The organism is Stenotrophomonas sp. YJH_SMC_94-11 (assembly GCF_059370435.1).
This window is the reverse complement of the sequence record NZ_JCAFTR010000016.1, coordinates 1-12,340: the sequence shown is the minus strand read 5'-3', so window position 1 is coordinate 12,340 and position 12,340 is coordinate 1. Positions and strand designations below refer to the sequence as shown.

General features: G+C 68.0%; 15 protein-coding genes. All 15 read right to left on the bottom strand.

Going from position 1 to position 12,340, the window contains the following annotated elements; all coding sequences use genetic code 11:
- Positions 1-196 precede the first annotated feature (196 nt).
- The gene (fliR, locus tag AC5P74_RS19670; RefSeq protein WP_049460577.1) at positions 197-988 is read right to left on the bottom strand and encodes a flagellar biosynthetic protein FliR; all 792 of its coding nucleotides are present in this window, start codon (positions 986-988) and stop codon (positions 197-199) included.
- Positions 989-1,001: 13 nt separating this feature from the next.
- On the bottom strand, positions 1,002-1,271 hold the full coding sequence (locus tag AC5P74_RS19665; protein WP_005413254.1) for a flagellar biosynthetic protein FliQ: 270 nt from the start codon (positions 1,269-1,271) through the stop codon (positions 1,002-1,004).
- Positions 1,272-1,330: 59 nt separating this feature from the next.
- Complete coding sequence (gene fliP, locus AC5P74_RS19660) at positions 1,331-2,110, bottom strand: flagellar type III secretion system pore protein FliP (protein ID WP_329843001.1); 780 nt, start codon at positions 2,108-2,110, stop codon at positions 1,331-1,333.
- A 1-nt stretch (position 2,111) separates the two neighbouring features.
- Positions 2,112-2,510, bottom strand: coding sequence for a flagellar biosynthetic protein FliO (gene fliO, locus AC5P74_RS19655; protein WP_176746369.1), 399 nt, complete (start codon positions 2,508-2,510; stop codon positions 2,112-2,114).
- A 17-nt stretch (positions 2,511-2,527) separates the two neighbouring features.
- Positions 2,528-2,863 carry a flagellar motor switch protein FliN gene (gene fliN / locus AC5P74_RS19650; RefSeq protein ID WP_005409543.1) on the bottom strand — a complete coding sequence of 112 codons (336 nt, stop codon included), beginning with the start codon at positions 2,861-2,863 and terminating at the stop codon, positions 2,528-2,530.
- Complete coding sequence (gene fliM, locus AC5P74_RS19645; RefSeq protein ID WP_005416434.1) at positions 2,860-3,864, bottom strand: flagellar motor switch protein FliM; 1,005 nt, start codon at positions 3,862-3,864, stop codon at positions 2,860-2,862. Before fliM ends, fliN begins: the two co-directional genes overlap by 4 nt.
- Before the next feature lie 10 nt (positions 3,865-3,874).
- On the bottom strand, positions 3,875-4,390 hold the full coding sequence (locus AC5P74_RS19640) for a flagellar basal body-associated FliL family protein (protein WP_005416435.1): 516 nt from the start codon (positions 4,388-4,390) through the stop codon (positions 3,875-3,877).
- A 222-nt stretch (positions 4,391-4,612) separates the two neighbouring features.
- Positions 4,613-5,782 carry a flagellar hook-length control protein FliK gene (locus AC5P74_RS19635; protein ID WP_346607936.1) on the bottom strand — a complete coding sequence of 390 codons (1,170 nt, stop codon included), beginning with the start codon at positions 5,780-5,782 and terminating at the stop codon, positions 4,613-4,615.
- A complete protein-coding gene (fliJ, locus tag AC5P74_RS19630; RefSeq protein ID WP_005416437.1) occupies positions 5,782-6,249 on the bottom strand; it encodes a flagellar export protein FliJ in 468 nt (155 codons plus the stop codon). The genes AC5P74_RS19635 and fliJ overlap by 1 nt, the downstream gene beginning before the upstream one ends.
- A gap of 3 nt (positions 6,250-6,252) precedes the next feature.
- Positions 6,253-7,638 carry a FliI/YscN family ATPase gene (locus AC5P74_RS19625; protein WP_049412897.1) on the bottom strand — a complete coding sequence of 462 codons (1,386 nt, stop codon included), beginning with the start codon at positions 7,636-7,638 and terminating at the stop codon, positions 6,253-6,255.
- Entirely contained in the window at positions 7,635-8,276 is a 642-nt protein-coding gene (locus AC5P74_RS19620; RefSeq protein ID WP_053498606.1) for a FliH/SctL family protein, read from the bottom strand. The genes AC5P74_RS19625 and AC5P74_RS19620 overlap by 4 nt, the downstream gene beginning before the upstream one ends.
- Positions 8,273-9,259: a flagellar motor switch protein FliG gene (gene fliG, locus AC5P74_RS19615; protein WP_024958226.1), complete on the bottom strand. Its 987-nt coding sequence runs from the start codon at positions 9,257-9,259 to the stop codon at positions 8,273-8,275. Before fliG ends, AC5P74_RS19620 begins: the two co-directional genes overlap by 4 nt.
- A 7-nt stretch (positions 9,260-9,266) precedes the next feature.
- Positions 9,267-10,913, bottom strand: a complete 1,647-nt coding sequence (fliF, locus tag AC5P74_RS19610) for a flagellar basal-body MS-ring/collar protein FliF (protein WP_171956910.1) — start codon at positions 10,911-10,913, stop codon at positions 9,267-9,269.
- Positions 10,914-10,926: 13 nt separating this feature from the next.
- The gene (gene fliE, locus AC5P74_RS19605) at positions 10,927-11,292 is read right to left on the bottom strand and encodes a flagellar hook-basal body complex protein FliE (RefSeq protein WP_005409552.1); all 366 of its coding nucleotides are present in this window, start codon (positions 11,290-11,292) and stop codon (positions 10,927-10,929) included.
- A gap of 441 nt (positions 11,293-11,733) precedes the next feature.
- Positions 11,734-12,150, bottom strand: a complete 417-nt coding sequence (locus tag AC5P74_RS19600; protein WP_053498604.1) for a hypothetical protein — start codon at positions 12,148-12,150, stop codon at positions 11,734-11,736.
- Between the last annotated feature and the right edge of the window lie 190 nt (positions 12,151-12,340).

Here is a 12,340-nt window from a genome sequence, read left to right as displayed (position 1 = left end):
AGGTGCGGCATCCCCCCGGTTGCCGCGCATTCACTCTAACGCGCGGACCCGGGGGAAGGGCAAGCAGTAAAACGTGAAGTTGCGCCCGTGTAGAGCCGAGCCCATGCTCGGCTGCCGCTCCTGCCGATGACAGCCGAGCATGGGCTCGGCTCTACAGAAACAAGGGCATGGCAAGCAGCAAAACGTGATGACCGGGTCAGCGTGTGACCGCGTCCGCGGCCTGGAAGGCGGCGTCGAACAGGCGCTGTACCGGCGGCCCCATTTCCCCGGCCAGCAGCGCCAGGAGGAACAGGCCCAGCAGCAGCGAAACCGGCAGGCCCAGCTGGATCGGGTTCAGCGCAGGGGCGGCTCGCGCCAGGACACCGAAGGCCAGGTTCACCGCCAGCATCGCCACGGTCAGCGGGATGGCCAGGGTCAGCGCACCGCGCAGCACGGTCAGCAGGAAGGTCGGAGCGATGCTGAAGAAGGCATGGGGATCAGGCAGCGGGGCGCCAATCGGCAGCGCGCGATAGCTGTCCACCAGCAGCGAGATCAGCGCCAGGTGGCCGTTGGCGGTGAAGAACAGCAGCCCGAACAGCAGATAGAACCACTGTCCGATCACGCCGGAGGTACCACCGCGCAGCGGGTCGCTCATCTGCGCGAAGGCCAGGCCGGTGCCCTGCGCGATCAGTTCGCCCGCCATCGCACCGGCTTCGAACACCAGCCGCAGCAGGAAGCCGATGGATACGCCAATGGCCAGCTCGCGCGCGATGGTCAGCACCGTGGCGGCGTCGAAGCCGGTCCAGTCCGGCACCGGGGGCAGCAGCGGGGCCAGTGCGATGGCCAGGGTGCCAGCCAGCACCACGCGCACCCGTGACGGGACGGCGCGGGTCCCGACCATGGGCATGGCCATGGCCACAGCGCCGATGCGCAGCATGGTCCACAGTACGGTGCCGATCATGCCGAAGGCCTGAAGGCCGTCGGCAGCCATCTGGGTGGCGGCGTCCATCGAAGCGCGTGTCCTAGCCGATCAGGTGCGGAATTCGCTGGAACAGCAGCGTGGTGAATTCAACCAGGTGGCCGATCAGCAGGCTGCCCAGTGCGAACAGCACTGCGGTCAGCGCTGCAGCTTTGGCGACGAAGGCGATGGTCGGTTCATTGAGCTGGGTCGCGGCCTGCACGACACCAACCACCACGCCCACCACCAGTACGGTGAGCAGCAGCGGGCCGGCCACCCACAACACGGTGATCAGGCCGCCACGCAGTTCAGTCAAGGCAAGTTCGGGAGACATTCGGATTCCATCTGCTCATGTAGAGTCGAGCCCTGCTCGACTGCGCGTTACGGGGGATATCAGGCCGGATTGAAGCTCGCCGCCAACGTACCCACGGTCAGCACCCAGCCATCGACCAGCACGAACAGCAGGATCTTGAAGGGCGCCGATACCAGCATCGGCGACAGCATCATCATGCCCATCGACATCAGCACGCTGGCAACGACCAGGTCGATGATCACGAACGGGATGAAGATCAGGAATCCGATCTCGAAGGCGGTCTTCAGTTCACTGGTGACGAACGAAGCGACCAGCACCGGGAACGGGATCGCGTCGGGGCTGGCGTAGGTGCCATGCCCGGCGATGCCGGCAAAGGTCATCAGGTCGGTCTCGCGGATCTGCGCCAGCATGAAGCCGCGCAGTGGCTGCGTGGTCAGCGTCCATGCGGTCTGGAAGTCGATGTCGCCGTTGAGGTAGGGCGCCATGCCCGCGCTCCACGCCTTGTCCCAGGTCGGCATCATCACCATCGCGGTGAGGAACAGGGCCAGGCCCAGCAGCACCTGGTTGGACGGCGTCTGGCCGGTGCCCAGCGCCTGGCGCAGCAGGCCCAGCACGATGATGATGCGGGTGAACGAGGTCAGCACCAGCAGCATCGACGGGATCAGGGTGATCGCGGTCATCAGCAGCAGGGTCTGCAGCGGCAGGCTGACCGGCTGGCCGCCGATCTTGCCGACGTTGACGTCCGGCAGAGGGGTGGCCGGAGCGCCGGGTGCGGCGAACGCCAGCGCCGGCAACAGGCACAGGGCAAGCAACAGCAGCCACGGCGTCAGGGTGGCGAGACGGTTACGGGGGACACGCATGTCAGGGATCCTTGCGCAGCCGCTGCTGCAGCAGCTGGGCGAAATTCGGCAGGTTCTTGAAGTCCGGCACGCGCACCGGTGCAGGGGGCGGCAGCGGCTCGGGCAGGGCGTGCAGGGTGTTGATGCCGCCGGCGGTGACGCCCAGCAGCAGTTGCTGGCCATTGACCTCCACCACCACCACGCGCTCCTTGGCGCCGACACTGAGGCTGGCTACCAGCTTCATGCCTTCGGCCGGGCGGAAGCCACTGCCAGGCATGCGCTTGAGCAGCCAGCCCAGGCCGATGACCAGCGCCAGTACCGCCAGCAGCGCCAGCACCGCACCGAACAGGCTGGGTGCGGCGGCCGCATGCTGGCCGACCTGCGGGCCGATCGGCGCGGCGGCCTTGCCGACCGCGAGCAGGGTGGAGGCCAGCAGGCTCAACGCAGTCTCCGGATACGCTCGCTGGGGCTGACCACGTCGGTCAGGCGCACGCCGAAGCGGTCGTTGATCACCACCACTTCGCCGTGGGCGATCAGGGTGCCGTTGACGAACACGTCCAGCGATTCGCCTGCACCGCGTTCCAGTTCCACCACCGACCCCTGGTTGAGCTGCAGCAGGTTGCGGATCGGCAGGCGGGCACGACCGACTTCCAGCGACAGGGTCACCGGCACATCGAGGATCACGTCCAGGTTCAGGTCCGGACCATTTGCCTCATCGGCCTGCAGGCTGCTGAACTGGGCCGGGGTCGGTTCGAGGGCGTCGATATCGTTCATTGCGGGTCTTCCTGGATGACGGGTACGCGCGGGCGGGTGCCCGGCGGATGGGTAGCGGTGATCTTCACGGCGTTCATGCCGTTGGCGATGCCGAACTCGCCGGTGAACACGGGGATGTTCTCCACGCACAGCGGCACCTGCGGGCTGAGCTCGATCGGCAGGATGTCGCCGACCTTCAGCTGGGTCAGGTCGCGCAGGGTCATGCGCTTGCTGGCCAGCACGCTGGACAGGGTGACTTCGGCGACGTTGAGCTGCTCACGCAGGGTCTTGCCCCAGCTCTCGTCGCGGTCGTTGCGGTCGCTCTGGATGCCGGCGTCGAGCAGTTCGCGGATCGGTTCCAGCATCGAGTAGGGCAGGGTGACGTGGATGTCGCCGCCGCCACCGTCGAGCTCGACGTGCAGGCGGCACACCACCACATATTCGCGCGGGGTCACGATGTTGGCGAAATGCGGGTTGATCTCCGAGTTGATGTACTCGAAGTCGACATCCATCACCGGTGCCCACGCTTCGCGCAGATCGGCGAAGGTCTGCTTCAACAGCAGGTGGATCACCCGCATTTCAGTAGCCGTGAACTCTCGGCCCTCGATGCGGGTGGGGTAGCGCCCGTCGCCGCCGAAGAAATTGTCGACGATGGCGAACACCAGGGTCGGCTCGAACACGATCAGGCCGGTGCCGCGCAGCGGCTTGAAGCGGATCAGGTTCAGGTTGGTCGGTACATACAGTGAGTGCATGTAGTCGTTGAACTTGATCAGTTCGATGCCGCGCACCGACAGTTCGGCCGAGCGGCGGATCAGGTTGAACAGGCCGATCCGCCACAGGCGCGCGAAGCGCTCATGGACCATTTCCAGGGTCGGCATGCGACCACGGATGATGCGGTCCTGGCTGGCGAAGTCGTACGAGCGCGCTTCGCCAGACGGGGGTTCCGCATCGGTCTCGACCGCGCCACTGTCCACGCCGTGGAGCAGGGCATCGATCTCGTCCTGGGACAGCAGATCATTCATCGGTGGGCCCTTACTGGGTCACGAAGCTGGTGAACAGCAGATCGTCGGCGCCGTTGCTGCCGGTCTCGGCCTTGAGTACCTTCTGCACCTCGGCCAATGAGGCGGCCTGCAGCTTCTGCTTGCCGGCGACATCGGCGATCTGGTCCGGGCTGACCTGCGAGAACAGCATCAGCAGGCGCGCACGGATGGCCGGGGCGTGGGTCTTGATCGCTTCCAGCGCGGCCGGGTCGCGGGTCATCAGCTGGACCTCCAGCTGCAGGTAACGCGGGCCGTCGACCGGGCCATTGAGGTTGACCACGAAGGCCGGGTCCAGCGCGAAGTACTGTGCCGGGGCTGGGGTCGCGCTCTTCTTCGGCGCCTGCGCGGTCTTCTCTTCGTGCTTGGACTGGGTGAAGAACCACACGCCGCCACCGGCGGCAGCGGCGGCCAGTACGGCCACCAGCGCGGTGATCAGGATCGGACTACGCGGCTTGGCGGCCTTGTCCTTCTCTGCGGTCTTCTTGGTTTTGTCAGCGGCTGCGGCCACGGGTGAAGCTCCTGAGGGTTGCTTCACCGGGATATGCAAGGGGCGTGCCGAAGGCCGGGCAGCGGGACGCGACGGAATTCCGTCAGGGTGTGGGTGGGGCCGAGCGGAGCAAGCTCCGCACCCACCAACTCGATACCGGTGGGTGCGGCTCTATTGCCCGGCTGCCCTGGTGGGCGCCGACCGCTCTGCGCTGGTGGGTGCCGACCCTGGTCGGCACGGCTGTCAGGCGTAGGCGTCCAGCAGTCCGCGCTGGCGGATCAACTGCGCCGACGACACGCTGGCATCGCCCGGCGTCGGTTCTCCGTCGCCGATGATGCCGCTGCCACCGGGCTGGCCCGGCGCATTGCCGTCACCACCCGGTGACTGGTGGCCGACATCGGCGTGGGCCAGCTGGAAGCCCTGTTCGCCCAGCAGCTCGCGCAGGCGCGGCAGGCTGCTTTCCAGCGCTTGCCGCACGTCCACGTGCGGGCTGCTGAAGCTGGCATGCACCTTGTCGCCGTTCAACTGCAGGCGCACGTCGACCGGGCCCATGTCGTCCGGGCTCAGGCGGATGTGGGCGTGGCCGATCTTCTGGTCGGCCAGCCAACCCAGGCGTGCGCCGATGGCCTGGTCGAAGCCATCGTCACCCAGCACGGGTTTCGGCGTCGGCTCGCCATTGAAGATCGCATTGCCGGCGGCGAGCGCCGCCTTGAGGTCCTGTACGGCGGCTGCTGCCGGGGCGTGCAGCAGGGGTGTGCTGGCGCGGTCGCCAACGGCGGCCACGTCACTGCCTTCGCCGCGCTCGCTGCGCTTGCCGGGCAGGATCATCTCCGGCAGTGGCAGCGCCGTGGCATCGTCCGCACTGGTCGCCGCCGGTTTGGCGTCAGCCGCCACTGGGGTTGTGGTGGCCGTCGCCGGCGCGTCTGCAGGCAGTGTCGGGTTCGTGGCGGGGGCAGCAGCAGGCAGCGCGCTACCGTCGCTGGCCAGCGCCGGTGCAGCGGTGGTCGGCAGAGCAGCGGCCGGATCGGCAGGCATCGGCATCGCCAGCACCAGGCCGGCCAGGCCGGGCGGTGGCCACGGGGCGTCCTCGGTCGCGGCGGGCTTGTCCTTCTCGGTGCTGGGTCCCGCTGGGGTCACGGCAACGGGTGGCAGCGACGGCGTTTCAGCAGTTGCCGCTTCGGCGCCCGCATTGCGTTCATCCGGTGCCTGGCCATTGCTGTCGGCAGTCGATGGCGGGCTTGGCGTGGAAGGCGTCGGCGTCGTGGCGTTTCCCGCAGACGCGGGCGCGCAGGGCGCACCGCCCTGCAGCAGCTGGCTGAAGTCCTTTCCGCCTTCGCTGCGCGAGGCACGTGCGGCACTGTTGCTGGTGGCGGGCGTGGCCGTGTTGGCGCTGCTGGCGAGCGGGGCGGGCATCACGAGCGGCCTCCCTGCTCGGCGCCGTCCTGGTCTTCGGCCTGAACCAGGCGTGCACGCCGTGCACCAATGTCGTCCATCTCGCGCTGGTCGCGGCGGTCGGTCACCACCTTTTCCTGCGCCCGGTAGCTGGCGGCCAGCTGCTCCAGCACCGCCTTGTCACGGCTGGCCAGGATCAGGCGCGCGCGCTCGGCCTCCACTTTCTCGCGGTTGCCATTGACCGTGGCCTGCTGCTGCTCGACCGCGCTGTCCAGTCGATCGAGGAAGGCGCGGCGGTTGAGCAACTGTGCCGGGCTGGTCGCCGCCATCTGTGCGTTGGCGTACTCCTCGGCATAGCGGCGCAGTTCGTCCAGTCGCGAGAGATGGGTGTCGAGCACGCGCTGGCGTTCGGCCAGGTCGCGGGCGACCGCGTCCTCATGTTCCTGGGCCCGCTTGAGCAGGGGATCGATGCGCTTGGACTGGTTCATGGCTTAACTCTCTTGTTCCACCAGGCGCTGCAGCGCCGCCTGGCTGTGCGGGAGATCTGCGGCCTTGGCAACGTCCTGGCCGAGGAACTCCATGATTTCCGGCCAGCGTTCCAAGGCTTCGTCGGTGGCCGCGTCGTTGCCGCGCTGGTAAGCACCGATCGCGATCAGGTCCCGGTTGGCCGAGTAGGCCGAGACCAGTCGCTTCAACTTGCGGATGCGCAGGCGCCACGGTTCGTCGGCGATTTCCGTGACCACGCGGCTGACCGACGACTCGACGTCGATGGCCGGGTACAAGCCGCTGTCGGCCACGCGGCGCGAGAGCAGGATGTGGCCGTCGAGGATCGCGCGCGCGGCATCGGCGATCGGATCCTGCGGATCATCGCCTTCGGTCAGCACCGTGTAGAACGCGGTGATCGAGCCACGGCCCTTGGCGCCATTGCCGGCGCGTTCGACCAGTGCCGGCAGCTTGGCGAACACCGACGGCGGATAGCCGCGGGTGGTCGGCGGTTCGCCGACCGACAGGCCGATCTCGCGCTGCGCCTGGGCGAAGCGGGTCAGCGAGTCCATCAGCAGCAGCACGTTCAGGCCCTGGTCGCGGAACCACTCGGCAATGGCGGTGGCGCGGTAGGCACCATGCAGGCGCGCCAGCGGCGGCCGGTCGGCAGGGCTGGCGACCACCACGGCGCGGCGAAGGCCTTCCTCGCCCAGCGTGGTCTCGACGAAATCGCGCACTTCGCGGCCGCGTTCACCGATCAGGCCGACCACGATCACGTCGGCGGCGGTGTAGCGGGTCATCATGCCCAGCAGCGTCGACTTGCCGACGCCGGATCCGGCGAACAGGCCGACGCGCTGGCCGCGGCCGATCGGCAGCAGCGCGTTGATCGCGCGCACGCCCACGTCCAGCGGCTGGGTGATCGGTTCACGCGCCAGCGGATTGATCGACACGCCGGCCATGCCAACATGGCCTTCGGCGCGGATCGGGCCCTTGCCATCCAGCGGCACGCCGTCGCTGTCGATGACGCGGCCGAGCAGGCCTTCGCCCACTTCCACGCCGCCCCGGCGCGCCGATGGCACCACCCGGGCATTGGGCAGCAGGCCATGCAGTTCGGCGCTGGGCATCAGGTAGGTGCGCTCGCCGGCAAAGCCGACCACTTCTGCATCGACCCAGCCACCGTCGACCACTTCCACCTTGCAGCTGGCACCCAGCGGCGCTTCGCAGCCGACCGCTTCCAGGGTGAGCCCGACCGCACGGCGCAACACGCCCTCGCGGATCAGGCCGCGACCATGCGCGGTGTCCACGCGCAGGCCATCCAGGCGCCGCGCCAGGCGCAGGTTGCGGGCTACGGCCCAGTCGGCCGGCGGCGGAGTGGTTTGCGGTCCGACGCTCATGCGGTGGCTCCGGTCTGGCGGATCACCGCATCCAGGGCCCCGCGCAGGCGGGCTTCCAGGGTGCCGTCGATGCGCACGGCTTCGGCGTGCACGCGCAGGTCGCCACGGCTGAGGCTGGTATCCGGTACCAGGCGCTGCGCCGGTGAAAGGTTCAGCAGCGGGGCGAGGGCAGCGATGTCATCCGGGTGCAGCCGCACTTCCACCTCGCGGGTGCTGCCCCCCACGGCGTCGATCGCTTCGCCGACCAGCTGCGCCAGCAGTGCCGGCTCGGCTTCGTAGGCGCGGCCGACCAGTGCGCCGGCGATGCGCACCGCCAGTTCGCCGAGGGCGCCGACCACTTCGTTCTCCAGCCGCACCAGCGGCCGGCTGAAGTTGTCCAGGATCCCTTCGATCTGTGCGGCGAGGCGACGTACTTCGGCCTGGCCCTGGCCGTAGCCGTCGGCATGGCCCTGTTCGAACCCTTCCTTCTCGGCGCTGTCCTGGATCGCCTGGATCTCTTCAAGGGTCGGCAGCTGCAGCGGCGGCTCCGGTTCGTGTTCCGGATCCGGCTCGGTGAGTTCGAACGCATCCTCCTGCTCCAGCACTGGTTCGGGCTGGGCCAGCAGGTCCGGGGCAAGCCAGCGCACGACGTTGCTCACAGCATGGCCTCCGCGCTGCCACCGATGGTGACGGTGCCTTCATCGGCCATGCGCTTGACGATCGCCAGGATCTCGCGCTGCGCGCCTTCCACGTCGGACAGGCGCACCGGGCCGCGGGCTTCCATGTCCTCCAGCAGGATCTCGGCCGCGCGCTGCGACATGTTGCGGGTGATCTTGTCGCGCACCTTGATGTCGGCGCCGCGCAGGGCCAGGCCCAGGCGCTCGCCGCTCACCTCGCGCAGCACCAGCTGCATCTCGCGATCGTCCAGGTCGACCAGGTCGTCGAACACGAACATCAGGTCCTGGATGCGGTTGCTCAACGGCGCATCGATGCGCGCGATTTCGCCCAGGATTGCCTGGTCCTGGCCGCTGTCCATGAAGTTCAGGATGTTGGCCGCGCACTGCACGCCGCCGATGTTCGACGACTTCAGGTTCTGGTTGCCGGCGAACTGGCGCTCCATGATCTCGTTGAGTTCATTGAGCGCGTTCGGCGGAATACCGTCGAGGGTGGCGATGCGCAGCAGCACATCCACGCGGGTACGGTCCGGCAGCAGCTTCAGCGCGTCGGCGGCCTGGTCGGTTTCCAGGTGCGCCATCACGATGGCGATGATCTGCGGGTGCTCGTTGCGCACCAGGTCGGCCACTGCACGCGGGTCCATCCACTTCAGCGCGTCCAGGCCGGTGGTGTTGCGGCCGAGCAGGATGCGGTCGATCAGGTTGCCGGCCTTCTCGCTGCCCAGCGCCTGCACCAGCATGTTGCGGATGTAGTCATCCGAGCCCACGCCCAGCGAGGTCTTCGAGCCCAGTTCCTGGCCGAACTGGTCCATCACCCGCTCCACCTGCTCGCGGGTGATGTCGGTCATGGTGGCCATGGCGATGCCGATCTTCTGTACTTCCTTGGGTTCCATGTGGCGCAGCACTTCGGCCGCATCCAGCTCACCCAGGGAAAGCAGCAGCACGGCCGCGCGCTGTACACCGGTCAGTTGTGCCTCAGTCATTGGCCACCCAGCCCTTGACCACCTGGGCCACGCGCTTGGAGTCGGTCTTCACGGCTTCACGCGCCATCCGCAGTCGTTCCTCATATGAATCCACCGGCAGAGCGAGCGCATCCGGTCCGCCCAGGCTTGCCCGGTCGGTGCCCAGCGCTGGCAGCGCAATGCCATCGTCATCGACCAGCTGCACATCCGCCGTATGCGGCTCCAGCGCCTGCTCGTCTGCCTTCCTGCTCTGGCCGGTGATCGCGCGCAGCGCCGGGCGCAGCACGCCGAACAGCAGCGCCAGCACCACCACCGCGCCCAGCAGCATGCGGCCGGCATCGTGCACCCACGGCAGCTCCCACCAGGCCGGGCCTTGTTCGGGCGTGGTCTCGCGCACGAACGGGGCATTCATCACCGACACGGTGTCGCCACGCTCGGCGTTGAAGCCAACGGCCTGCTTGACCAGCGCCTCGACGCGGGTCAGTTCGGCGGCCGACAGCGGCTGCGGGCTCATCTTGCCGTTGGCGCCGGCGCGCGGCACGTTGTCCACCAGCACCGCCACCGACACGCGCTTGATGCGGCCGGCCGGCTGGCGGGTGTGCTGCAGGGTGCGGTCCAGCTCGTAGTTGCGGGTGGCGTTCTTGCTGCTTTCGGTCGGGGCCTGCGCGGTGGCCGGCGCGGCCTGCTGGCCCGGCGGACTGTTGCTGGTTGCACCCGGCACGCCCTGCGGACCCGGCGTGCTGGTGGTGTTCTCGCTCATCTGCTCGCTGCGCAGCTTCTGCGGTTCACCGTTGTAGAGCTCACGGGCTTCCTCGGTCACCGAGAAGTCCATGTCGACGCTCACTTCCGGGTTGACGCGGCCGGGGCCGGTCATCGGCTCCAGCAGTTCGCGGATGCGCTGGTTGAACGAGGTTTCCTGGCGCCGCACCTGCTCGAACTGCGCGGCGTTGACCGCCGCCTCGCTGTTCGGGTCGGTGATGCTGAGCATGCGCCCGCTCTGGTCGACCACGGTCACCCGTTCCGGCGCCAGGTCCGGAATGCTGGCCGCGACCATGTGCACGATGGCGTCCACCTGGCTGCGTTCCAGCTGCTGGCCGCCCCGCAGTTCCAGGGTGACCGAGGCGCTGGCCACGTCACGCTGGCGGGTGAAGGCGCTGGGCTTGGGAATGGCCAGATGCACGCGTGAATCACGTACCGGGCGCAGCGTGTTGATGGTGCGCGACAGCTCGGTTTCCAGCGCGTGCTGGTAGCGCGCGCTTTCCACGAACTGGCTGACGCCGAAGCCCGGGTCGCGTTCCATCAGCTCGAAGCCGAGCTTGCCACTGTCGGTCAGGCCGGAGCCGGCCAGCTTCAGGCGGGCGTCGTGCAGGTTCTTTTCCGGCACAGTGATGCCACCGGTGGCCGGATCGAGCGCGAACGGAATCTGCGCGGCGCGTAGCAGGTCGGTCGCCTCAGCGGTCGCCTTCTGGTCCAGGCCGGTGTACAGCGGGACCATGCCCGGCTTCTGTGACCAGAAGAACACGGACAGGCCTGCCGCCACCGCCACCGCGATCATCGCCATCAGGCCCAGCCGACGGGTGATCTGCAGACTCTGCAGGCGGTCGAACCATTGCCCGGCCTTCTCGGCGTTCAGGCTGTCCTTGGAGAGCGTCAGTGCCATGCGTCAATGTTCCTTACAGCGGCATGTTCATCACGTCCTGGTAGGCCTGGACGAGACGGTTGCGGACTTCCACGGTGGCGCGGAAGGCGATCTGGGACTGCTGCGAGGCGACCATCACCTTGGCCAGGTCGGCGCTGGGGTCGCCCATTTCAAAGGCCTTGGCGAGGGCGCCGGACTTCTGCTGCGCATCGTTGACGCCGGCAATCGCACCACGCAGGGTTTCGGTGAAGCTGGCCGGCTGGGCCTGCGGCGCGTCCAGCACCGTGCCCGGCAGGGCGTTGCTGCGCGGCGTTTCGCCCAGCGGGTTGAGCGCCGGCTGCCCCATCTGGGTCTGATAGGAGCGGATCTGCGAAAGGATCGAAGTGACGGAGTGGGACATCTGCAACGGTTCCAGAAACAGGGATGGGGTTGTCTGCTGGAGCAGGTGCAAGTGCCGTGCCGAAACCGGTTTTCGATTCAGTGAAGTGAGGAGGTTGGGTGTGCGTGCGGGGTTGCACCCCGCTCCCCGCAGTAGTGCCGGTCGCTGGCCGGCAACCTCAACAGCAACAGCTGGGTTTTCCGTGGGATGGCGGTGTGGGTCCGGTTGCGGGGGACGCCGTAAACCCGTCCTTGGGGGCTTGGCCGCGGCATCCATGCCGCGGACACCCCCGCAACCGGACCCACCCCGCTTTCGACAGTGGGCCGCGATCTGTTGGAACCTGCTGCTGTTGGTGGGTGCCGACCGTTGGTCGGCACTGATCGGATGGGGCCAGAGCCCGTTGCGACGCAACGGGCTCTGGCCCCATTGAAGGCGCCATTTATCCGGCGTCGGTTTTCTGGCCTACGGCTGCAGGGTCCAGTGGCCGGAATTCTGGCGCTGGCGCGGCGCGATGGGGCCGTCGTGCTGGGTGTAGATGAAGCGGCCCTGGCGGTCGCTCTGGCAGGTCAGCAGCAGGGTGTAGTGGGCGGGACCGGCCGGGTGGGCCTCGGTCATCAGGATTTCCGCGACATGCGGGGCCAGGCGCTGGTAGCGGTAGCTGCCGCCGATGCGCAGGTCGGTGCCGAGGATATCCAGCACGTACTGGTTGCCGGTGAAGCTGACCTGCACCATGCGTCCGGCGTTCGGATTGTCCGGCGCATACAACGGGTCGCTGAGGTTGGTGAAGTGGCGCTGGTCCAGTGTGACAGGCAGCGTGCAGTTGGCCGCGGTGGCCAGGGCCGGGCAGAGCAGGGTGGCGAGCAGGGCGAGGCGACGCATGGTGGAACCTCCTTGGGGGTGTCCTCGCCATGCTCCGCACTGCGGCGGTGTGATCTGGCCCCCTGAAAACGGACGCCATGAAGCCGTTTCAGGCGGCAGCCCGGAGCTGCCGGGCGTAGTTGTTAGGCGAGTGGTAGCCCAGCGCCGAGTGTAGCCGGGCTGGATTGTAGAAGCCGTGGATGTAAGCAGC